At 54.3% G+C, this 22,258-nt stretch carries 25 protein-coding genes; 18 read left to right on the top strand and 7 right to left on the bottom strand.

What is annotated here, in order from left to right:
- Window positions 1-16 precede the first annotated feature (16 nt).
- The 7 genes from purF (at window position 17) to hisP (ending at window position 6,556) form a co-directional block, all read left to right on the top strand.
- Window positions 17-1,534, top strand: a complete 1,518-nt coding sequence (gene purF / locus LZP96_RS14455; protein ID WP_064326865.1) for an amidophosphoribosyltransferase — start codon at window positions 17-19, stop codon at window positions 1,532-1,534.
- A gap of 88 nt (window positions 1,535-1,622) precedes the next feature.
- Window positions 1,623-2,192 (top strand): UbiX family flavin prenyltransferase, encoded by a 570-nt coding sequence (locus tag LZP96_RS14450; RefSeq protein WP_064326864.1) that lies wholly within the window; start codon window positions 1,623-1,625, stop codon window positions 2,190-2,192.
- A gap of 290 nt (window positions 2,193-2,482) precedes the next feature.
- Window positions 2,483-3,265 carry a lysine/arginine/ornithine ABC transporter substrate-binding protein ArgT gene (argT, locus tag LZP96_RS14445; protein ID WP_064326863.1) on the top strand — a complete coding sequence of 261 codons (783 nt, stop codon included), beginning with the start codon at window positions 2,483-2,485 and terminating at the stop codon, window positions 3,263-3,265.
- Between the two features lie 238 nt (window positions 3,266-3,503).
- Window positions 3,504-4,286, top strand: coding sequence for a histidine ABC transporter substrate-binding protein HisJ (hisJ, locus tag LZP96_RS14440; protein WP_258926127.1), 783 nt, complete (start codon window positions 3,504-3,506; stop codon window positions 4,284-4,286).
- Window positions 4,287-4,374: 88 nt separating this feature from the next.
- Window positions 4,375-5,061, top strand: coding sequence for a histidine ABC transporter permease HisQ (locus LZP96_RS14435; RefSeq protein WP_064326861.1), 687 nt, complete (start codon window positions 4,375-4,377; stop codon window positions 5,059-5,061).
- Entirely contained in the window at window positions 5,058-5,774 is a 717-nt protein-coding gene (locus tag LZP96_RS14430) for an ABC transporter permease (protein WP_064326860.1), read from the top strand. Before LZP96_RS14435 ends, LZP96_RS14430 begins: the two co-directional genes overlap by 4 nt.
- 8 nt (window positions 5,775-5,782) lie before the next feature.
- A complete protein-coding gene (gene hisP / locus LZP96_RS14425; RefSeq protein ID WP_064326859.1) occupies window positions 5,783-6,556 on the top strand; it encodes a histidine ABC transporter ATP-binding protein HisP in 774 nt (257 codons plus the stop codon).
- A 316-nt stretch (window positions 6,557-6,872) separates the two neighbouring features.
- Here the strand turns inward: hisP and LZP96_RS14420 are convergent, their stop codons facing one another.
- From LZP96_RS14420 to yfcG, 4 genes are all read right to left on the bottom strand, one after another.
- A complete protein-coding gene (locus LZP96_RS14420; protein ID WP_064326858.1) occupies window positions 6,873-7,382 on the bottom strand; it encodes a GNAT family N-acetyltransferase in 510 nt (169 codons plus the stop codon).
- Between the two features lie 57 nt (window positions 7,383-7,439).
- Window positions 7,440-8,333, bottom strand: coding sequence for a TIGR01777 family oxidoreductase (locus tag LZP96_RS14415; protein WP_258926126.1), 894 nt, complete (start codon window positions 8,331-8,333; stop codon window positions 7,440-7,442).
- A 13-nt stretch (window positions 8,334-8,346) separates the two neighbouring features.
- Complete coding sequence (folX, locus tag LZP96_RS14410; protein WP_064326856.1) at window positions 8,347-8,715, bottom strand: dihydroneopterin triphosphate 2'-epimerase; 369 nt, start codon at window positions 8,713-8,715, stop codon at window positions 8,347-8,349.
- A 72-nt stretch (window positions 8,716-8,787) separates the two neighbouring features.
- Window positions 8,788-9,417 carry a GSH-dependent disulfide bond oxidoreductase gene (gene yfcG, locus LZP96_RS14405; RefSeq protein WP_064326855.1) on the bottom strand — a complete coding sequence of 210 codons (630 nt, stop codon included), beginning with the start codon at window positions 9,415-9,417 and terminating at the stop codon, window positions 8,788-8,790.
- 137 nt (window positions 9,418-9,554) lie between these two features.
- On the opposite strand from yfcG, the gene yfcF reads away from it, so the two are divergent.
- The 3 genes from yfcF to yfcD are packed head-to-tail and all read left to right on the top strand — an operon-like array spanning window position 9,555 to window position 11,416.
- Window positions 9,555-10,199, top strand: a complete 645-nt coding sequence (gene yfcF, locus LZP96_RS14400; protein WP_064328171.1) for a glutathione transferase — start codon at window positions 9,555-9,557, stop codon at window positions 10,197-10,199.
- A 54-nt stretch (window positions 10,200-10,253) separates the two neighbouring features.
- Entirely contained in the window at window positions 10,254-10,805 is a 552-nt protein-coding gene (yfcE, locus tag LZP96_RS14395; protein WP_064326854.1) for a phosphodiesterase, read from the top strand.
- A gap of 56 nt (window positions 10,806-10,861) precedes the next feature.
- A complete protein-coding gene (gene yfcD / locus LZP96_RS14390; protein ID WP_064326853.1) occupies window positions 10,862-11,416 on the top strand; it encodes an NUDIX hydrolase YfcD in 555 nt (184 codons plus the stop codon).
- 3 nt (window positions 11,417-11,419) lie between these two features.
- Here the strand turns inward: yfcD and LZP96_RS14385 are convergent, their stop codons facing one another.
- On the bottom strand, window positions 11,420-12,439 hold the full coding sequence (locus LZP96_RS14385) for a LacI family DNA-binding transcriptional regulator (RefSeq protein ID WP_064326852.1): 1,020 nt from the start codon (window positions 12,437-12,439) through the stop codon (window positions 11,420-11,422).
- 229 nt (window positions 12,440-12,668) lie between these two features.
- Between LZP96_RS14385 and LZP96_RS14380 the strand changes: the two genes are divergently transcribed.
- From LZP96_RS14380 to LZP96_RS14360, 5 genes are all read left to right on the top strand, one after another.
- Window positions 12,669-13,112 carry a PTS sugar transporter subunit IIA gene (locus tag LZP96_RS14380; protein ID WP_064326851.1) on the top strand — a complete coding sequence of 148 codons (444 nt, stop codon included), beginning with the start codon at window positions 12,669-12,671 and terminating at the stop codon, window positions 13,110-13,112.
- Window positions 13,113-13,193: 81 nt separating this feature from the next.
- Window positions 13,194-13,466 carry a PTS sugar transporter subunit IIB gene (locus tag LZP96_RS14375; RefSeq protein WP_064326850.1) on the top strand — a complete coding sequence of 91 codons (273 nt, stop codon included), beginning with the start codon at window positions 13,194-13,196 and terminating at the stop codon, window positions 13,464-13,466.
- Window positions 13,467-13,482: 16 nt separating this feature from the next.
- Window positions 13,483-14,874 carry a PTS ascorbate transporter subunit IIC gene (locus tag LZP96_RS14370; RefSeq protein ID WP_064326849.1) on the top strand — a complete coding sequence of 464 codons (1,392 nt, stop codon included), beginning with the start codon at window positions 13,483-13,485 and terminating at the stop codon, window positions 14,872-14,874.
- Window positions 14,871-15,701: a transketolase gene (locus tag LZP96_RS14365; RefSeq protein ID WP_064326848.1), complete on the top strand. Its 831-nt coding sequence runs from the start codon at window positions 14,871-14,873 to the stop codon at window positions 15,699-15,701. Before LZP96_RS14370 ends, LZP96_RS14365 begins: the two co-directional genes overlap by 4 nt.
- On the top strand, window positions 15,694-16,647 hold the full coding sequence (locus LZP96_RS14360) for a transketolase family protein (RefSeq protein ID WP_064326847.1): 954 nt from the start codon (window positions 15,694-15,696) through the stop codon (window positions 16,645-16,647). Before LZP96_RS14365 ends, LZP96_RS14360 begins: the two co-directional genes overlap by 8 nt.
- Window positions 16,648-16,726: 79 nt before the next feature.
- Here LZP96_RS14360 and pta read toward each other — a convergent pair whose 3' ends face one another.
- Entirely contained in the window at window positions 16,727-18,868 is a 2,142-nt protein-coding gene (gene pta / locus LZP96_RS14355; protein WP_064326846.1) for a phosphate acetyltransferase, read from the bottom strand.
- 75 nt (window positions 18,869-18,943) lie between these two features.
- Window positions 18,944-20,146, bottom strand: a complete 1,203-nt coding sequence (gene ackA, locus LZP96_RS14350; protein ID WP_064326845.1) for an acetate kinase — start codon at window positions 20,144-20,146, stop codon at window positions 18,944-18,946.
- Window positions 20,147-20,483: 337 nt separating this feature from the next.
- Between ackA and yfbV the strand changes: the two genes are divergently transcribed.
- The 3 genes from yfbV to LZP96_RS14335 all read left to right on the top strand — a co-directional run bounded on the left by yfbV (window position 20,484) and on the right by LZP96_RS14335 (window position 22,195).
- Window positions 20,484-20,939 (top strand): terminus macrodomain insulation protein YfbV, encoded by a 456-nt coding sequence (yfbV, locus tag LZP96_RS14345; protein ID WP_064326844.1) that lies wholly within the window; start codon window positions 20,484-20,486, stop codon window positions 20,937-20,939.
- 91 nt (window positions 20,940-21,030) lie between these two features.
- Entirely contained in the window at window positions 21,031-21,525 is a 495-nt protein-coding gene (locus LZP96_RS14340) for a YfbU family protein (protein ID WP_064326843.1), read from the top strand.
- Window positions 21,518-22,195 (top strand): sugar phosphatase, encoded by a 678-nt coding sequence (locus tag LZP96_RS14335; RefSeq protein ID WP_087892626.1) that lies wholly within the window; start codon window positions 21,518-21,520, stop codon window positions 22,193-22,195. The genes LZP96_RS14340 and LZP96_RS14335 overlap by 8 nt, the downstream gene beginning before the upstream one ends.
- Window positions 22,196-22,258 lie beyond the last annotated feature (63 nt).

Genomic DNA, 22,258 nt, shown 5'->3' with positions numbered 1-22,258 from the left:
AACGAGGAAAAGACGAATGTGCGGTATTGTCGGGATCGCCGGTTTCATGCCGGTAAACCAGTCTATTTATGACGCGTTATCGGTGCTTCAGCACCGTGGCCAGGATGCTGCGGGTATCATTACCATTGATGCAAACAACTGCTTCCGTTTACGTAAGGCGAACGGCCTGGTAAACGACGTGTTTGAAGCCCGCCATATGCAGCGCCTGCAAGGTAACATGGGTATTGGTCACGTTCGTTATCCTACCGCTGGCAGTTCCAGCGCCTCCGAAGCTCAGCCGTTTTACGTTAACTCTCCGTATGGCATCACGCTTGCCCACAATGGCAATCTGACCAACGCGCATGAGTTGCGTAAAAAACTGTTCGAAGAGAAACGTCGTCACATTAACACCACCTCTGATTCAGAAATCCTGCTCAATATCTTCGCCAGCGAGCTGGATAATTTCCGTCATTATCCGCTGGAAGCGGATAACATCTTTGCTGCGGTCGCGGCCACGAACCGCCAGATCCGCGGGGCGTACGCTTGTGTTGCAATGATTATCGGGCACGGTATGGTTGCCTTCCGCGATCCTAACGGTATTCGCCCGCTGGTTCTGGGTAAACGCGATCTCGGCGATGGCCGCACCGAATATATGGTGGCCTCTGAGAGCGTTGCGCTGGATACGCTGGGCTTTGAATTCCTGCGCGACGTGGCGCCTGGTGAAGCGGTCTACATCGCTGAAAAAGGCCAGTTATTTACCCGTCAGTGTGCGGATAATCCGGTCTCCAACCCGTGCCTGTTTGAATACGTTTACTTCGCACGTCCGGACTCTTTCATCGATAAAATTTCCGTGTACAGCGCTCGCGTCACTATGGGGACCAAACTCGGTGAGAAGATCGCTCGCGAGTGGGATGACCTGGATATCGACGTGGTGATCCCTATTCCGGAAACGTCCTGCGATATTGCACTGGAAATTGCGCGTATTCTGGATAAGCCATACCGCCAGGGCTTCGTGAAAAACCGCTACGTGGGCCGCACCTTTATCATGCCGGGGCAGCAGCTGCGTCGTAAATCGGTACGCCGTAAACTGAACGCGAACCGCGCTGAATTCCGTGATAAGAACGTGTTGCTGGTAGATGACTCTATCGTGCGCGGCACCACCTCTGAGCAGATTATCGAGATGGCACGCGAAGCAGGGGCGAAGAAAGTCTATCTGGCGTCCGCCGCGCCTGAAATTCGTTTCCCTAACGTCTATGGTATCGACATGCCTACCGCCAACGAGCTGATTGCGCATGGTCGTGAAGTGGATGAGATCCGCCAGATTATCGGCGCCGATGGTCTGATTTTCCAGGATCTCGACGATCTGATTGAAGCGGTACGCGCTGAAAATCCGGATATTCAGCAGTTTGAATGTTCCGTCTTTAACGGGATCTACGTGACCAAAGATGTTGATCAACAATATCTGGACTATCTCGACTCGCTGCGCAATGACGATGTAAAAGCGATTCAGATGCAAAACGATCTTGAAAGCCTCGAAATGCATAACGAAGGCTGATTGTCTGGCAGGTGAGGGCGCTGGCCCTCACTTGCAACTCCCCGTAAAATCCTGCACAGTCTGCCCTGAAACACGAAAGGGCGAATTCATGAAACGACTCATAGTAGGCATCAGCGGTGCCAGCGGCGCAATTTATGGCGTGCGCCTGTTGCAGGTGCTGCGCGACGTAGCAGAAGTGGAAACGCATCTGGTGATGAGCCAGGCCGCACGGCAGACCCTCTCCCTCGAAACCGATTTTTCCCTGCGTGATGTCCAGTCACTGGCCGATGTGGTTCACGACGCCCGGGATATCGCTGCCAGCATCTCTTCTGGCTCGTTTAAGACGGCCGGCATGGTTATCCTGCCTTGCTCGATAAAAACGCTCTCTGGCATCGTCAACAGCTATACCGACACGCTGGTGACCCGCGCGGCGGATGTGGTGTTAAAAGAACGGCGTCCGCTGGTGCTGTGCGTGCGTGAAACGCCGCTGCACCTTGGTCATCTGCGCCTGATGACGCAGGCTTCAGAGCTGGGCGCTGTCATCATGCCGCCGGTGCCGGCCTTCTATCACCGTCCACAAACGCTGGACGATGTGATTAACCAGACGGTGAACCGCGTGCTCGATCAGTTTGATATCACCCTGCCGGACGATCTCTTTACTCGCTGGCAGGGTGCCTGAAACGTGCTCAATCTGAGTGCATGAAATGCCAGGTTGCCCTGTTTCAGGGCAAATCTGCAACAGCGATCATATCCTCGACATTTAATTCGTATTTTCCCTTTTTCCCGCTGCGGTTCGTCCGTCAGACCTGCTATCTTTCACCATTAAGGCAATATCGCAACGTTTTATTAACATATTTAACGTCAAATTTATTCATGGACGGTAAAGTGGCATAAGACCTGCAAGAGAAGCCCTGCTATACAACACACAACACAATACATAATAAAATCACGGTACTTGAGGGTAAATGTATGAAGAAGACGGTTCTTGCTCTGTCTTTGCTGGTGGGGTTAAGTGCGGCGGCGAGCAGCTATGCAGCACTGCCTCAGACAGTACGTATCGGAACTGACGCTACTTACGCGCCATTCTCTTCCAAAGATGCGAAAGGCGATTTTGTTGGGTTTGATATCGATCTGGGCAATGAGATGTGCAAACGTATGTCGGTGAAATGCACCTGGGTGGGCAGCGATTTTGACGCGCTTATTCCCTCGCTGAAAGCCAAGAAGATCGACGCGATTATTTCCTCCCTCTCTATTACCGAAAAACGTCAGCAGGAGATTGCCTTCTCTGAGAAGCTCTATGCTGCCGACTCCCGCCTGATTGCCGCGAAAGGCTCTCCGATTCAGCCCACCATCGACTCGCTGAAAGGCAAGCATGTGGGCGTGCTTCAGGGGTCAACCCAGGAAGGCTATGCCAACGCAAACTGGCGTGAGAAGGGCGTGGACGTGGTCGCTTATCAGAATCAGGATTTAATCTATTCGGATCTCTCGGCTGGTCGCCTTGACGCCGCGTTCCAGGATGAAGTTGCCGCGAGCGAAGGCTTCCTGAAACAACCTGCGGGTAAAGAGTACGCGTTTGCTGGCCCGTCCGTGAAAGATAAAAAGTACTTTGGCGACGGTACCGGTATTGGTCTGCGTAAAGATGATACCGAGCTGAAAGCGGCATTTGATAAAGCTTTTACCGAACTGCGTAAAGACGGGACCTACGACAAACTGGCGAAAAAATACTTCGACTTTAACGTCTACGGTGATTAATCCACGCTGGCTTGCAGGGAATCGTTGCGATTTCGCAGGCCACCGCCTGGAGCTCTTTGACCCAAAAGGGTGCAGACGCTGCACTCTTTTGGATCGCTCAGTGCATACTTAAGCATTTGTAATGCAAAATATTGCGCTCAACAGGCATAAAACTTTGCCTTGCTGAGGGAATTAATGGCACATTAATGGCACTCCGTCGTCGTAAAATCCCGTTAAAGACAGTCTGTTGAGGATAAATATGAAAAAACTGGTGTTGTCCCTTTCTCTGGTACTGGCCTTTTCCAGTGCTACCGCAGCTTTCGCCGCCCTTCCGCAAAAAGTCCGCATTGGTACCGATCCGACTTATGCCCCCTTTGAATCGAAGAATGCGAAGGGTGAACTGGTCGGTTTTGATATCGATTTAGCGAATGAGCTCTGCAAGCGTATCAAAACGCAATGTACCTACGTTGAGAACCCGCTGGATGCGCTGATCCCCTCGCTGAAAGCCAAAAAGATCGACGTGATCATGTCTTCACTCTCGATCACTGAAAAGCGTCAGCAGGAGATCGCGTTTACCGACAAACTCTACGCCGCCGATTCTCGTCTGGTGGTGGCGAACTCTTCTGATATTCAGCCAACGATCGCGTCTCTGAAAGGCAAGCGTGTCGGCGTGCTGCAAGGCACGACACAGGAAACTTACGGTAACGAACACTGGGCGCCAAAAGGGATTGAAATTGTCTCCTACCAGGGTCAGGAAAATATCTATGCGGACCTGACGGCAGGGCGTATCGACGCCGCTTTCCAGGATGAAGTTGCAGCCAGCGAAGGCTTCCTGAAACAGCCTGTGGGGAAAGATTACAAATTTGGCGGCCCGTCAATTAAAGACGAGAAGCTCTTCGGCGTGGGTACCGGCATGGGCCTGCGTAAAGAAGATAACGAACTGCGTGAAGCGCTGAATAAAGCCTTTGCTGAAATGCGTGCTGACGGCACCTACGAAAAACTGGCGAAGAAATACTTCGACTTTGATGTTTATGGCGGCTAAGCGCTCCGCTCAATAACGTGCGGCCCCTCCTGAATAAGGAGGGGAAAAGACACGGAATCACGACTCACGACACGACAGGGCAGGCGGTATGCTGTACGGATTTTCTGGCGTTATTTTACAGGGCGCGTTGGTCACCCTTGAGCTGGCTCTCAGCTCCGTGGTGCTGGCGGTGCTGATAGGCCTGGCGGGGGCGGGGGCCAAACTCTCAAGCAACCGCATTCTGGCGCTGGTGTTTGAAGCTTACACGACGTTGATTCGCGGCGTGCCCGATCTGGTTTTGATGTTGCTGATCTTCTATGGCCTGCAAATCGCGCTGAATGGCGTGACGGATGCCATCGGCATGTCGCAAATCGACATCGACCCTATGGTCGCGGGTATCATTACGCTGGGCTTTATTTACGGTGCCTATTTTACGGAAACCTTCCGTGGCGCGTATATGGCTGTCCCCCGCGGGCACATTGAAGCCGCCACCGCCTTTGGTTTTACCGCGTCGCAAACCTTCCGTCGCATTATGTTCCCGGCGATGATGCGCTATGCGCTTCCCGGCATTGGCAACAACTGGCAGGTTATCCTGAAAGCCACCGCGCTGGTTTCGTTGCTGGGCCTGGAAGACGTGGTGAAAGCCACGCAGCTGGCGGGTAAAAGCACCTGGGAACCCTTCTATTTTGCCGTAGTGTGCGGCGTTATCTATCTGGTCTTTACGACAGTCTCCAATGGTGTGCTGCTTCTGCTCGAACGTCGCTACTCCGTGGGTGTGAAGAGGGCTGACCTGTGATTGAGATTATTCAGGAATACTGGAAATCGCTGCTCTGGACCGATGGCTATCGCTTTACCGGCGTTGCCATTACGCTGTGGCTGCTGATCTCATCCGTTGTGATGGGGGGCGTGCTGGCGATTTTCCTCGCCATCGGACGCGTGTCGAATAACAAATTTATCCGCTTCCCGATTTGGCTGTTTACGTATGTGTTTCGCGGAACACCGCTCTACGTGCAGCTCCTGGTATTTTATTCCGGGATGTATACGCTGGAGATTGTGAAAGGCACCGAGATGCTCAATGCCTTCTTCCGCAGCGGTCTGAACTGTACCGTGCTGGCACTGACCCTGAACACCTGTGCCTATACGACGGAGATCTTTGCCGGGGCGATTCGCTCTGTGCCCTATGGTGAAATAGAAGCGGCGCGCGCGTATGGCTTTTCATCGGTGAAACTCTATCGCTGCATTATTTTACCGTCGGCGCTGCGCATTGCGCTGCCCGCCTACAGTAACGAAGTCATTTTGATGCTGCACTCCACCGCGCTGGCGTTCACCGCCACGGTGCCGGATTTACTGAAGATTGCGCGAGATATCAACTCGGCAACCTACCAGCCCTTTACCGCATTCGGTCTGGCGGCGGTGCTTTATTTACTTATTTCGTATGTCCTGATTAGCCTGTTCCGTAAAGCGGAAAAACGCTGGCTGCAGCATATCAAACCTTCTTCGACGCACTGAGAATTAAGATGGCTGAGAACAAACTAAACGTTATTGATCTGCACAAACGCTACGGCGAACATGAAGTGCTGAAAGGGGTATCGCTACAGGCTAACGCAGGCGATGTCATCAGCATTATCGGCTCATCCGGCTCGGGGAAAAGTACCTTTCTGCGCTGCATCAATTTCCTCGAAAAACCCAGCGAAGGGTCGATTATTGTCAGCGGGCAAAATATTACGCTGCTGCGCGATAAAGACGGTCAGCTCAAGGTGGGGGACAAAAATCAGCTGCGCCTGTTGCGTACGCGCCTGACCATGGTCTTCCAGCACTTCAACCTCTGGAGCCATATGACGGTGATTGAGAACGTCATGGAAGCACCCATTCAGGTGTTGGGATTAAGCAAGCAAGAGGCCCGGGCGCGTGCAGAGAAGTATCTGGCGAAGGTGGGGATCGACGAGCGGCAGCAGATAAAGTACCCGGTGCATTTATCGGGCGGCCAACAGCAGCGTGTCTCCATTGCACGGGCGCTGGCAATGGAGCCTGAGGTCTTACTGTTCGATGAACCCACTTCCGCGCTGGATCCTGAACTGGTCGGTGAAGTGCTGCGCATTATGCAAAAACTGGCCGAAGAGGGGAAAACGATGGTCGTCGTCACGCATGAAATGAGTTTTGCGCGCAACGTTTCCAACCACGTTATTTTCCTTCATCAGGGTAAAATCGAAGAGCAGGGCCACCCCGACGACGTGCTCGGTAACCCGCAAAGCCCGCGCTTGCAGCAATTCCTGAAAGGCTCCCAGAACTAGTCAGCCCCTGCTTTTCTCCCGTTCCCGGCAGGAACGTGTTGAGCGAGGCAGTGTAATTTCCCCCTCTCCCCGTGGGAGCGTGTGTAGCGAGGCAGTGTAATTTCCCCCTCTCCCCGTGGAAGTGTGTGGAGCGAGGCAGTGTAATTTCCCCCTCTCCCCGTGGGAGCGTGTGGAGCGAGGCAGTGCAATTTCTCCCTCTCCCCGTGGGAGCTTGTGGAGCGAGACAGAGTAATTTCTCCCTCTTCCCGTGGAAGCGTATGGAGCGAAGCAGTGTAATTTCCCCCTCTCCCCGTGGGAGAGGGCCGGGGTGAGGGCATCAGGCCGCACCACACTCCAGTCGATACGCCCAGTCGTCATACCTCACGCCGTCAATCTCGTACGCCTTCTCAAGCACCTGCGTGCGCACAAACCCGGCTTTCTCAAGCACCCTTACCGACCCGGCGTTATCCGCCAGCACCCAGGCGTTAATCGCCTTCACGCCCGTCTGGTTGAAGGCGTACTCGCACACCGCACGTAACGCTTCGCTGGCGATCCCTTTTCCCTGTGCCGCAGGCACAACCGTATAACCAATGTCCGCTTCGTCGCGATGCTCAGCACTGATTTGCAAACCAATATCCCCCAGCGGCAGAGGGTTATCATGCAAACGGATCACGAAAACATGCGGCGCCGTCAGGCGCGCGGCAAACAGACGTCGGGTCTCTTTTTCGGGCGCAATCGACGCCATATAGCGCATGATGGACCGATCTTCGCGTAAGGAACGGAAGAAGGGCCAGTCGGAATGCTCAAACGGGGTCAGGTGAAGACGGGGAGTGGTGATGGTTGCCATAGTTACGCCATTTCTGAAAGACTGGCCTGTAACCATAACATAACCCTTATGGGAGGTTTACCCCACAACGTCCCCCAGTGCCTCTTCTAAGTCATACCAGCGAAAGGCAAATCCTGCCGCCTCCAGGCGTTTTGGCAGCGCTCGCTGTCCGCCTAACACCAGCACTGACGATTCGCCCATCATCAGACGAATAGCCGTGGCAGGCGCACGGATCACGGCGGGGCGATGCAGGGCATGGCCGAGCGCATGGGCAAATTGTTCATTACGCACAGGATAGGGCGACACCATGTTGAAGGGGCCGCGCAGGTCATTATCGAGCAGCCAGAGAATACCATTCACCATATCGTCGATATGGATCCAGGCCAGGTATTGTCGGCCACTCCCCATCGGCCCGCCGAGGCCCAGCTTAAACACCGGCAACATTTTCGCCAGGATGCCGCCTTTCGGGGCCAGCACGACTCCGGTGCGCAGCAGGCAGACGCGGGTGTTATCGCTCTGCGCTCCGCACGCAATTTGCTCCCAGCGCGCGCACAGCTTGTGGGTAAATTCGTTGTGCGGCGGCTCCTCTTCGGTCACCACGACCTCACCGAGATCGCCATAATATCCGGCCGCCGAACCTGAAATCAGGACCTGCGGCGGATGCTGGCTCGCCTGAAACAGGTCAACCAGTTTCTGGGTGATGTTCCAGCGGCTGTTACAGAGCCGCTGTTTCTGCTCTTCTGTCCAGCGTTTATCGGCAATGGGTTCGCCAGCAAGATTAATGACCGCGTCAAAGTCGTCCAGATTTTGCCGTTCCGTCAGCCCCTTCCACACGTCGATGCCGGAACCCAGCACCTGACGGGCTTTTTCGGGGCTTCGGGTCACCACGGTGACATCGTGATGCAACGCCTGTAAACGCGGCACAAGATGGCGGCCAATCAGGCCGGTCCCACCGGTCAGCAAAATCTTCATACAACCTCCAGGGTTACGCCTGGCGTTTCCAACTTAACGTCATGGAGACCGAGTCGGCGTAACGCAGGGCGTGAAGTTTATCGATCTCAACCTCAGCATATGTGACCCAGTGGTGCTCGCGTGCGATATCGAGCACATCCTGAGTTAATTTTTCCAGTAAAGAGAAACGATTATTTTCAACATAGTTAATGATGCTTTTAGTGATGGTGCGGTAATTCAGGGCATCATTAATATCTTCACTGGTGCGTGATTTCTCTGCGGGATAATGGATAACGACATTGATCACGATATCCTGTCGGTTCTCGATCTCTTCGTCTTTAATCCCAATAAAAGTACGTAAACGTAAGTTTTTTATACGAATAATAGCGTCATGCTGAGACATTGCAGGCTTCCTCTGTGGCGTTATGGCACCATCATACATGAGGAGATCAGGCGCGCCCAAGAGGGCAACGACTTAAATAGCGTGCACTTTTTGCATCGCCCGCTCTGTGGCTGGCCGGGTACGGATACGCTCGAACCAGTTATTCACCGCAGGGTAGGACGCAAGATCGATACGCTGGCGAATATGGGCGTTAATCCAGGGCCAGCAGGCGATATCGGCAATGCTGTAATGATCCCCGCCAAGCCACGGTGTTTTCTCCAGCCGTTTGTTCAGCACACCGTACAGGCGCTGCGTTTCCACCTGATAGCGCTCAATCGCATAGGGAATGGGTTGCGGGGCGAAATGGTTAAAATGGTGGTTTTGCCCAAGCATCGGTCCAAGCCCACTCGTTTGCCAGAACAGCCACTGTAAGGTGTGATGGCGCTCGCGCAGTTCGCCGCTCAGCAACTGCCCCGTTTTTTCAGCCAGGTAGAGTAAAATTTCACCCGACTCGAACAGGCTGAGTGGCCTGCCGCCGTCTACAGGCGCGGTATCGACAATAGCCGGAATTTTATTATTGGGTGAAATGGCCAGAAAATCGGGGCGGAACTGATCCCCTTTACTGATATCGACCTTAATAATGCGGTAGTCCAGCTGCGCTTCTTCCAGAAAGAGGGTGATCTTATGGCCGTTCGGCGTGGGGGCATAATAGAGGTCTATCATTTCAGCTCCTGTCGTTGCATTTTTCACGTCGTCAAAACGAGTATAGGTGGTGGTGGTAAATTGTGAGTTTTCATCAAGTGACAGGAGTGCAAAGAGATTATATGTTGAATATCAAACCGTCTGCCTGTGAGGATGCCATGAATCAGCCCGCCATAACGCTTTGGTCCGATGCTCAATATTATTCGCCCTACGTGATGAGCGTGTACGTCGCGCTTGCGGAAAAAGGGCTCTCTTTTTCGCTGAAAACCGTTGACCTGGACCGGGGGGAGCATCTCACGCCCCAGTGGCAAGGGTACGGATTAACGCGCCGCGTGCCGGTGCTGGCGATGGACGACTTTGAGCTTAGTGAGTCTTCGGCAATCACAGAGTACCTTGAGGAGCGTTTCGCCCCGCCTGAATGGGAGCGAATCTATCCCCATGAGCCGCAAAAACGGGCCAGGGCGCGTCAAATTCAGGCCTGGTTGCGCAGCGATTTAGGCCCTGTTCGCGAAGAGCGCTCCACGGATGTGGTGTTTGGCGGCGTGAAAAAGCCTGCCTTAACGCCAGCGGGGGCCGCCTGCGCGCAAAAGCTTTACGACACGGCTTTATCGCTACTGGCGCACGGTAACCCCAATCTGTTCGGTGAATGGTGTATTGCCGATGCGGATCTGGCGCTGATGTTAAACCGTCTGGTGCTGAATGGGGATACCGTTCCGCCTGCGCTGGTGGATTATGCAACGTTCCAGTGGCAACGCGCCTCCGTCCAGCGTTACGTGGCGCTATCAGCGAAACGTAGCGGCTGAAACGCATCGGCGATTAGGCTAAAATAGGGCGGTATCTTTAGTAAGGAGTGCCGGATGAAACTGATGTTTGCGTCAGATATTCATGGATCCCTGCCCGCTACAGAGCGCGTGCTTTCGCTCTTTGCCGAAAGCGGCGCGCAATGGTTAGTGATTTTAGGTGATGTGCTGAACCATGGTCCACGCAACGCCCTGCCGGAAGGCTATGCGCCGGCGCAGGTGGCAGAAAAACTCAACGCCTGTGCTGAACGCATCATTGCCGTTCGTGGAAACTGCGACAGCGAGGTCGATCAAATGTTGCTTCGCTTTCCGATAACCGCGCCCTGGCAGCAGGTGATACTGGAAAAGTGCCGTCTGTTTTTGACTCACGGGCATCTGTTTAGCCCGACCCATTTGCCGCCCCTGGCGGCTGGCGATGTGCTGGTTTACGGCCATACTCATATTCCGGTGGCGGAAAAACAGGGCGAAATTTTCCATTTTAATCCCGGTTCGGTCAGTATCCCTAAAGGCGGGTATGCGCCCAGTTACGGTATGCTGGAAGATAATCATCTGCAGGTCATCGCACTTAATGATCAGCAAGTTATTGCGCAGGTCCGGATTAATCCGTAAGTTACACCTCACAAGTCAAACGCGTCGACAGAGCGCTTAAACGAGAAGGGTTCCCGATGGTGGAGCAGAGTCATTTGGCAAGTACAGAGTGGGTTGATATTGTCAGTGAAGACAATGAGGTGATTGCACAGGCGAGCCGCGAACAGATGCGTGCAGAACGTCTGCGTCATCGCGCAACTTACATCGTTGTTCATGACGGAATGGGTAAGATCCTGGTACAGCGACGTACTGAAACGAAAGATTTTCTCCCGGGCATGCTGGATGCCACAGCGGGTGGTGTCGTTCAGGCTGATGAAATTTTACTGGACTCCGCGCGACGCGAGGCAGAAGAAGAGTTAGGCATAGCCGGCGTCCCCTTTGCTGAACACGGCCAGTTCTATTTTGAAGATGAACATTGCCGTGTCTGGGGCGGGCTATTCAGCTGTGTGTCTCACGGACCTTTTGCCCTCCAGGAAGAAGAGGTGAGCGAAGTACGCTGGATGACGCCAGAAGAGATCACCGCCCGTTGCGATGAGTTTACGCCCGACTCGCTGAAAGCGCTGGCGCTGTGGATGAGCCGCAACGCCAAAAACGAATCCGCAAAACCTGAAAAGCAGGAACAGGCTGAATAAGCCCTAGCAGCTTTCCCGCAAACAAAGACTGGAGGCGATCGGCTTTTGATCGCGCCAGTCTCCGCCATTCAAACGGTCCAGCAATGCCCGACCAGCCTCAATACCAATCTTCCGATGCGGCACCGCCATCGTGGTCAGCGGTGGCTGACAGACCCGGCTGACGTCACTGTCCCCAAACCCGACAACGGCCAGATCGTCCGGCACTTTGATGCGTCTGCGCTGGCATTCGTACAGAGCGCCACAGGCCAGCTCGTCAGAGACGCATACCAGTGCATCAAGCTCCGGCCAGGCGAGTAAAAATTCCGGAAGCTGAGACGCGCCGGTCGAGAAGTTCGGCGGCAGCGCGGCGTTGATCACTCTGTTTGGCGACAGATGATGGCGTAACATGGCCTTATACCAGCCCTGCAAATGCTGCTGAAAAATCCACTGCTCCTGATTTGCGCACAGCAAGCCAATATTCTGATAACCGCGCTGGATGACAAGCTCGGTCAGTTCGTACATCGCGGCAACGTTATCGATCCCGATATTCATATCCAGCGGATCGGCACGCATCGCCCCCATTTCCATCACCGGAATCGAGGCGTTTTTGAGCCAGTGGCGGACGGTGTCAGTATGTTCAACGCTCAGGAGGATAGCGGCGGCGATATTCGAGGCGAGAAGCGTTTCGAGAAGCTTCTCTTCCTGCTCAAGACGATGCTGCGATTCCGCGAGCATAATCTGGTATCCGGCGGGTTGCAGCACCTGCTGAAGCCCGGCAAACATCTCGGAACAGCCATCTTCAGCCAGATTGGGCACGACCATGGCGATCGTCCATGACGAGGCGGACGCCAGCGCACTGGCGGCAAGATTAGGCATATATCCCAGCTCATGCACGGCCGCTTCGATCTTTTCACGCAGCTTATCGGAAACCTGTTCAGGCGTGCGCAATGCCCGGGAGACGGTCATGGTCCCCACGCCGGCAAGTTGCGCGACTTCAGCGAGCGTCACTTTGCCGGTACTACGTCGTTTACGGGTTAAAGACATACAAATTCCTGGTCACCACGCGTTCTCTTCCTTCGCTTCACGTGAACTTGAGTATACCCCTTAAATCCCTTTTTTTACTGTGATTTCCGTGGAGGATTATAATTTGATAGCGCTATCACAATTTTGCACACGCGATTTTGGTAGCGCTATCTTTGTGAGATTGATCGCAGATATCCCCCAGAGCCTTGCTTAAAGTTTGTTCATCACGGGTCTGGATGGGAGAGGAAAAGTGCTCAAAAACTGGCTGAACGAGGCAACCATTACGCTGCAAGACCGTGTCGAAAGCTGGCCTGAGGCACTGGCGCTGTGTGCCAGACCCTTGCTTGAGATGAACGTCATCACGCCCGACTACGTAACGGCAATTGTGCAGCAGCACCATGCGCTGGGGCCTTACTATGTGCTGGCACCGGGTCTGGCGATGCCGCATGCCCGGCCGGAAGAGGGGGCGAAGGCACTGGGTCTCTCATTATTAAAACTCAAACAAGGCGTTTCGTTTGAGGCAGGCGAATTTGATCCGGTGAATGTGATTATTATGCTGGCAGCCCCGGATAAACAAAGCCATATCGAAATGATCTCCGCGCTGGCGGAGTTATTTTCCAGTGACGATGATTTGGCACAATTACATAGCGTCAACACGCTGGAGGAAATAAAAACCATCATAGAACGCTTCTAGATTTATTTTATCTGTTCCGGTATTTGGAAACATCACGATAATCGTGATGCGGGCGTACTCTACTCTAAAAAAGGCATACCAATGAAAATCATGGCGATTTGCGGCTCCGGCCTGGGCAGTAGTTTTATGGTCGAAATGAATATTAAAAAGGTGCTGAAAAAATTAAATATAGACGCAGAGGTTGAACACTCCGACCTGTCCTCCGCGACCCCGGGCGCGGCCGATCTGTTTGTGATGGCGAAAGATATCGCGGCCAGTGCCAGCGTACCGGAAAGCCAGCTGGTGGTGATCACGAACATCATCGATATCAATGAACTCGAAGCGCAGCTGAGCGCCTGGTTCGTCAAACAATAACTTTAGTGAGGTGGATATGTTTATCCTCGAAACGCTGAACTTCGTTGTTGATATTTTAAAGGTACCCTCAGTGTTAGTCGGTCTGATTGCGCTGATAGGGCTGGTGGCACAAAAGAAACCGTTTTCTGATGTCGTGAAAGGCACCATAAAAACCATTCTGGGATTTATTGTACTGGGGGGCGGCGCAACTGTGCTGGTGGGATCGCTCAATCCACTGGGGGGCATGTTTGAACACGCGTTTAATATTCAGGGGATTATTCCAAATAACGAGGCGGTGGTGTCAATTGCGCTGGAAAAATATGGCGCATCGACGGCCTTAATTATGGCCTTTGGGATGGTGGCGAATATTATTGTTGCCCGCTTTACGCGCCTGAAATACATCTTCCTCACCGGCCATCACACCTTTTATATGGCGTGCATGATTGGCGTGATCCTGACGGTCGCGGGTTTTGAAGGGGTGGCGCTGGTCTTTACCGGTTCGCTGATACTGGGTCTGGTGATGGCTTTCTTCCCGGCCCTGGCGCAGCGTTATATGAAGCGTATCACGGGCACCGACGATATTGCGTTCGGCCACTTCGGTACCCTGGGCTATGTGCTCTCTGGCTGGATCGGCAGCAAATGTGGAAAAGGATCGCGCTCGACGGAAGAGATGAACCTGCCGAAAAACCTCAGCTTCCTGCGAGACAGCTCAATCTCCATTTCGCTGACCATGATGATCATCTATTTGATCATGGCGGTGAGCGCGGGGCGTGAGTATGTCGAAGCGACCTTCAGCGGCGGGCAGAACTACCTGGTGTACGCCATCATCATGGCCATCACCTTCGCCGCCGGGGTATTTATCATCCTGCAGGGCGTGCGTCTGATTCTGGCCGAAATCGTCCCGGCCTTTACCGGCTTTTCTGAAAAACTGGTCCCCAACGCACGCCCGGCGCTGGACTGTCCGGTCGTTTATCCGTATGCACCCAATGCCGTGCTGATTGGCTTCCTGTTTAGCTTCCTGGGAGGGCTGGTTGGGCTGTTCATCTGTGGACAGTTCAGTTGGGTACTGATACTGCCAGGCGTAGTCCCGCACTTCTTCACCGGCGCCACCGCGGGCGTATTTGGTAACGCCACCGGGGGACGTCGTGGCGCGATGATAGGTGCGTTTGCCAACGGCCTGCTGATTACCTTCCTGCCGGTTCTGCTGTTGCCGGTGCTGGGGGCCATTGGTTTTGCTAACACCACCTTCTCGGATGCCGATTTTGGCGCGGTGGGTATCGTGCTGGGTAACCTGGCCCGCTTCCTGTCGCCGCTTGCCATAACGGGCCTTGTGGTGGCGCTGTTTGCCCTGCTGGTGGCCTATAACGTCTTCGCAAAAAATAAACCTGCGGCCGATAGCGCCCAGCCCAATACCGGAGCCAAATCATGAACATAAAAGAAGTCACGCAGCTGGCGCGTACGATTCGCCTCGAAACGCTTAAAGCATTGACGCAATTGGGATTCGGCCATTATGGCGGCAGCATGTCGGTGGTAGAGACGCTGGCGGTCCTCTACGGTGCGGTGATGAAAATCGATCCTGCCGACCCGGACTGGCCGGAGCGCGATTACTTTGTCCTGTCGAAAGGGCATGCAGGCCCGGCGCTCTACAGCACGCTGGCCATTAAGGGCTACTTCCCGATGGAGGAGCTGAGCACGCTTAACCAGAACGGTACGCGTCTGCCCAGCCATCCGGACAGGCTAAAAACCCGCGGCGTGGATGCCACCACCGGTTCGCTGGGACAGGGGATCTCCATTGCGGGCGGAATGGCACTCTCACACAGGCTGGCGGGACGACCCAATCGGGTCTTCTGCATCGTGGGGGACGGCGAGTTGAACGAAGGGCAGTGCTGGGAGGCGTTCCAGTTTATCGCCCACCATCGCCTCAACAACCTCACGGTGTTTGTTGACTGGAATAAACAACAGCTGGACGGTGAACTGGACGAAATTATCTGCGCGTTCGATCTGGAAGGGAAATTCCGCGCCTTCGGGTTTGACGTTGTCACCGTTAAAGGAGACGACATTCCTGCGCTGCTGGAGGTGGTGTCTTTGCCACAGGGGGCCGATGACAGGCCGCTGGTGGTCATCCTCGACAGCATCAAAGGGCAGGGCGTGCCGTATCTGGAGCAACTGGGTAATTCACACCATCTGCGACTGACGGAGGAGAGCAAAGCGGCGCTGAATGAGACGATTCGTCAACTGGAGGTTTCACATGATTAAGATTGCTCCTGCAGGACAAAAAGATGCCGTCGAAATGCGTAAAGTCTATGCGGGTTTTGTGGCGAAGCAGATTGAGGCCGGGCGTGAGATTATCGCCCTGGAAGCGGATCTGATGAGTTCGATGGCGATGGACGGCGTGGCGCGGGATTACCCACAGCATGTGATTAACTGCGGCATCATGGAGGCCAACGTCATTGGCACAGCCGCAGGACTGTCGCTCACCGGGCGTAAACCCTTCGTCCACACCTTTACCGCCTTCGCCAGCCGCCGCTGCTTTGACCAGCTGTTTATGGCCCTGGATTATCAGCGCAACAACGTCAAAGTCATTGCATCGGATGCGGGCGTCACGGCCTGCCATAACGGCGGGACCCATATGTCATTCGAGGATATGGGCATTGTTCGAGGTCTGGCGAACTCGGTGGTTCTCGAGGTGACGGATGCCGTCATGTTTGAGGATGTGCTGCGCCAGCTGATCGATCTGGACGGTTTTTACTGGGTGCGTACTATTCGTAAGCAGGCACCGAGCGTCTATGCGCCGGGTTCGCGCTTTACAATTGGCAAGGGCAATGTGCTGCGTGAAGGGAAAGACATCACCCTGATTGCCAACGGCATTATGGTTGCGGAAGCGCTCGAAGCGGCGCGTCAGCTTGAACAGGAAGGCGTCAGCGCGGCGGTGATTGATATGTTCACCCTGAAACCTATCGATCGGATGCTGGTAAAAAATTACGCTGAAAAAACCGGGCGTATCGTGACCTGCGAAAACCACAGTATTCATAACGGACTGGGATCGGCGGTAGCGGAGGTGCTGGTTGAGACCTGCCCGGTGCCGATGCGGCGTGTAGGGGTGAAGGAGCGTTACGGTCAGGTGGGCACACAGGACTTTTTACAAAAGGAGTACGGCCTGACGGCCCATGACATTGTCTCGGCGGCAAGAGAGCTGCTGTAAATAAAAAAGGCGACCCTGTGGTCGCCTTTTTGTTGCCCGGTGGCGCTGACGCTTACCGGGCCTGCAGAGCACCTACCAGTTACTCTTGCTGGGAAGACTGGATCGCGGTCAGTGCGATGGTGTAGACGATATCGTCGACCAGCGCGCCACGAGACAGGTCATTCACCGGCTTGCGCATACCCTGCAGCATTGGCCCGATGGAGATCAGGTCCGCAGAACGCTGTACCGCTTTGTAGGTGGTGTTACCGGTGTTCAGATCAGGGAAGATGAACACGGTGGCACGACCCGCAACCGGGGAGTTAGGTGCTTTGGATTTCGCCACGTCAGCCATCACCGCAGCATCGTACTGCAGCGGGCCGTCGATCATCAGGTCAGGACGTTTTTCCTGCGCCAGACGGGTCGCTTCACGGACTTTCTCGACATCGCTCCCTGCACCGGAATTACCGGTAGAGTAGGAGAGCATCGCCACGCGCGGTTCGATACCAAAGGCTGTGGCGGAATCCGCAGACTGAATCGCGATTTCTGCCAGCTGTTCTGCCGTCGGGTCCGGGTTGATCGCACAGTCACCGTAAACGTAAACCTGTTCAGGCAGCAGCATGAAGAACACGGAAGAGACCAGCGAGCTGCCCGGTGCCGTTTTGATCAGCTGCAGCGGTGGACGGATGGTGTTCGCAGTGGTGTGAACCGCACCGGAAACCAGACCGTCAACTTCGTCCTGCTCCAGCATCAGCGTGCCCAGCACCACGTTGTCTTCGAGCTGTTCACGGGCAACGGCTTCGGTCATGCCTTTGCTCTTACGCAGCTCAACCAGACGGGCAACGTAGCTTTCGCGAACCACTTCAGGGTCAACGATTTCGATGCCTGCGCCCAGCTCAACGCCCTGAGACGCCGCAACGCGGTTAATTTCATCCGGGTTACCCAGCAGCACACAGGTCGCGATGCCGCGCTCTGCACAGATAGCCGCGGCTTTTACGGTACGTGGTTCGTCGCCTTCTGGCAGAACAACGCGTTTGCCCGCTTTACGCGCCAGCTCGGTCAGCTGATAGCGGAAGGCTGGCGGTGACAGACGACGGCTGCGCTCGGAGGTCGCCGTCAGGGATTCGATCCAGTCTGCGTTGATGTAGCCTGCAACGTATTCCTGAACTTTCTCGATACGCTCATGGTCATCAACCGGTACTTCCAGGTTGAAGCTCTGCAGGCTCAGTGATGTCTGCCAGGTGTTAGTGTTGACCATAAAGACCGGCAGGCCGGTAGCGAACGCACGTTCGCACAGCTTGCTGACGCGTGGGTCCATTTCATAAGCACCGGTCAGCAGGATCGCACCGATCTCAACGCCGTTCATCGCCGCCAGGCAGGCCGCAACCAGCACGTCCGGGCGGTCAGCGGAGGTCACCAGCAGGGAGCCTGCGCGGAAATGCTCCAGCATGTGTGGAATGCTACGCGCACAGAAGGTGACGGATTTAACGCGGCGGGTGTTGATATCGCCTTCGTTAACCACGGTCGCATTCAGGTGACGAGCCATATCGATTGCGCGGGTGGCAATCAGATCGAAGCTCCACGGCACTGCGCCCAGTAGAGGTAACGGGCTGCTTTCGCTCAGCAATGCTGCGTCTACTTTGACCACTTTCGCTTTAGAAGAGTCGTCGAAGATTTCAGACAGGTCAGGACGGGTACGCCCTTGCTCATCCACCGGGGCATTCAGTTTGTTAACAATCACACCGGTGATGTTGGCATTTTTCGCGCCGCCGAAGCTGCTGCGGGTCAGTTCGATACGTTCTTTCAGCTGTTCCTGAGTATCGGTACCCTGGGACATCACGAAGACGATTTCTGCGTTCAGTGTTTTGGCAATCTCGTAGTTCAGAGACTGAGCAAACTGGTGTTTACGCGTTGGGACCAGGCCTTCAACCAGCACCACTTCAGCGTCTTGCGCGTTGGCGTGATAGTTGGCAATGATCTCTTCCATCAGCACGTCTTTCTGATTGCTGGAGAGCAGAGACTCAACGTGGCTCATCTTCAGCGGTTCAGCCGCTGGCAGATTGGAATTTTTACGCACAATGGCGGTGGTCTGGTCTGGCGCATCGCCACCAGCACGCGGCTGAGCGATAGGCTTGAAGACGCTCAGACGAACGCCTTTACGTTCCATAGCACGGATAACGCCCAGGCTGACGCTGGTCAGACCGACGCTGGTTCCGGTAGGGATCAGCATAATAGTACGGGACACGGTTTATCCTCTTTCGTTGCCGCCAGATTTGGCGGGAGACAAAACAGCACCGCCAGCAAGGCTGGCGGTGTGGAATCAGGCAGTCAGACGGCTCGCGTCTTGCGCAATGACCAGCTCTTCATTCGTTGGGATAACGATAGCCGGGCGGGTGCCTTCTTTGTTGATGAAGCCAGACTTGCCGAAGCGGGCAGCCAGGTTACGCTCGTGATCAACGTCGAAGCCCAGAACGCCCAGTTTGCCCAGGGACAGTTCACGCACCATTGCTGCGTTCTCACCGATACCGCCGGTGAAGATAACCGCATCCAGACGACCGTCCATCAGCGCAGTGTAAGAACCGATGTACTTCGCCAGACGGTGGCAGTAAACGTCCATTGCACGTTTTGCGTCTTCTTTTTCTGCGTAGTTGTCTTCAACATAACGGCAGTCGCTGGTGACCTGGGTCAGACCGAGCAGGCCAGACTCTTTGGTCAGCATTTTGTTGATGTCATCAACGCTCATGCCCAGGGTGTCGTGCAGGTGGAAGATAATCGCCGGGTCGATGTCACCGGAACGCGTACCCATCACCAGACCTTCCAGTGGCGTCAGACCCATGGAGGTATCAACACATTTACCGTTACGGATAGCAGAAACAGAACCACCGTTGCCCAGGTGGCAGGTGATGATGTTAACTTCTTCAACCGGCTTGTTCAGGACTTTTGCCGCTTCCTGAGTCACATAGAAGTGGCTGGTGCCGTGTGCGCCATAGCGACGTACGCCATGTTCTTTGTAAAGGTTGTACGGCAGCGCGTAGAGGTAAGACTCTTCCGGCATGGTCTGATGGAACGCAGTGTCGAACACAGCCACGTTTTTGTCTTTCAGATTCGGGAAGGATTTCAGCGCTTCGTAGATACCGATCAGGTGAGCCGGGTTGTGCAGCGGGGCGAAAGAGGCAGAGTCTTTAATGCCCTGGATGACAGAGTCATCAATGACGACGGAGCTGGTGTATTTTTCGCCGCCGTGGACGATACGGTGACCAATCGCCGTCAGCTGAGCAGACAGTTCTGGTTTTTGTGCCAGAATAGTGTTAACGATAAAGTTCAGCGCTTCACTGTGAGCGGCGCCTGCACCTAAAGCCGCTTCTTGTTTGCTGCCGTCCATTTTCCATTTAATACGCGCTTCAGGAAGATGGAAACATTCGGACAAACCAGAGAGGTACTCTTCACCGTTATTGGCATCGATGATGGCAAATTTGAGGGAAGAGCTACCGCAGTTCAGAACCAGTACTAACTTACTCGACATGGAAGTACCTACTATTGATACGTGGCTAAAAAAACGTCAGTGAGTCTAAAAGCGTAACGCAAGATGACTCAGACATTTATGATTAACATCATGTCAGGCAAACTTTCTGACAGGATGAAAGAAATCTCTCTAATTTTATGTCATTTTGAACAATTTTCAGGCAATGACATAATATGTGATAATTTGACGAGTTAACGATTCTCGTCTAAGGCCCTTTGAGGCTGGCACAGAATACCCGATACTGGGTAGCGATGACAAAATATTTTGAACGTTGTCATAGCCCGTTGTGGTTTTGCACAAATATTTTAATTTTTATATGTGAAGTTGAGGTACAGCCATGTCGACACCTGAAAATCCCTCCGTGAACTTCTTTAGTCTGTTTCGTCGGGGACAGCATTATGCGAAGACGTGGCCGATGGAAAAACGCCTTGCGCCTGTGTTTGTCGAGAATCGCGTCATCCGCATGACGCGCTATGCCATTCGCTTTATGCCGCCAATCGCGGTGTTCACCCTTTGCTGGCAGATTGCCTTGGGCGGCCAGCTTGGTCCGGCCGTCGCCACCGCGCTTTTCGCGCTTACGCTGCCCATGCAGGGCTTATGGTGGCTGGGTAAACGTTCCGTCACGCCATTGCCGCCTGGAATATTAAGCTGGTTTTATGAAGTCCGCGGCAAACTCCAGGAAGCTGGCCAGGCGCTCGCCCCTGTCGAAGGCAAACCGGATTATCAGGCGCTGGCGGATACGCTTAAGCGCGCTTTTAAACAACTTGATAAAACATTCCTTGATGACTTGTGATTGATCATCGAAACGTCTCAGAAAAGAGGGCACAGTAACACTCAGTTACCGTGTCTTTTTTTTACGCGCCATGTGCCACAGGAGTCGAAAGATGGAAATGACCCATGCTCAACGTCTGATTTTGTCTAACCAGTACAAGATGATGACGATGCTTGATCCCGACAATGCAGAACGCTACAGCCGCTTACAGACCATCGTTGAGCGCGGCTTTGGCCTGCAAATGCGCGAACTGGACCGCGAGTTTGGCGAATTAAAGGAAGAAACCTGCCGTACGATCATCGATATCATGGAGATGTACCATGCGCTGCACGTTTCCTGGACTAACCTCAAGGATGCGCAGACCATTGACGAACGTCGCGTCACGTTCCTGGGATTCGATGCGGCTACAGAAGCCCGCTATTTAAGCTACGTGCGCTTTATGGTGAACACCGAAGGGCGTTACACCCATTTTGATGCAGGCACGCACGGCTTCAATGCCCAGACCCCTATGTGGGAAAAATATCAGCGGATGCTGAGCGTCTGGCACGCTTGTCCGCGTCAGTACCATTTAAGCAGCAATGAGATTCAACAAATTATTAATGCCTGAGGAGGTGCGTGTGCAGTGTAAAGGTTTTCTGTTTGATCTGGACGGTACGCTGGTGGATTCGCTGCCGGTTGTTGAGCGTTCGTGGTGTCACTGGGCTGACCGGCATGGCATCGACCATCAGGACGTACTGAATTTCATCCATGGCAAACAGGCCATTACCTCGCTACGTCATTTCATGGCGGGACGCACCGAGGAAGAGATTCAGGCGGAATTTACTTGGCTTGAGCAAATCGAAGCCACCGACACGGAGGGCATTACCGCCTTGCCGGGTGCCCGCGAACTGCTTGAACATTTAAACGAAGCCCGTATCCCCTGGGCGATTGTGACCTCCGGCTCCATTCCGGTTGCCCATGCCCGCCATAAGGCGGCCGGTCTGCCGACGCCGGAGGTGTTTATCACGGCTGAGCGGGTAACGCGCGGCAAGCCGGAACCGGATGCATTTTTGCTGGGGGCGGAGCTGTTAGGCCTCGCACCGAAAGATTGCGTGGTGGTCGAAGACGCCGCCGCAGGGGTGCTTGCCGGGCTGAACGCCGGCAGTCATGTTATTGCGGTGAATGTGCCCGCGGATTCACCGCGTCTGTCCGAGGCTGATTTTGTCCTGACCTCGCTGACGGCGCTGGGGGTCACCCGGGGACCGGACGGGATTGTTACCGTTTCTCAAAAAATGTAATCGCATGATTTAGCCCCACATCGCTGGGGCTTTTTTATGGCAAAATTTCCCCCTTTCAACCTG

The sequence above is a fragment of the Huaxiibacter chinensis genome (assembly GCF_022171985.1).
GTDB lineage: Bacteria > Pseudomonadota > Gammaproteobacteria > Enterobacterales > Enterobacteriaceae > Enterobacter > Enterobacter chinensis_A.
The sequence above is the reverse complement of the archived record's forward strand: the minus strand, read 5'-3'. Positions and strand labels throughout refer to the sequence as shown.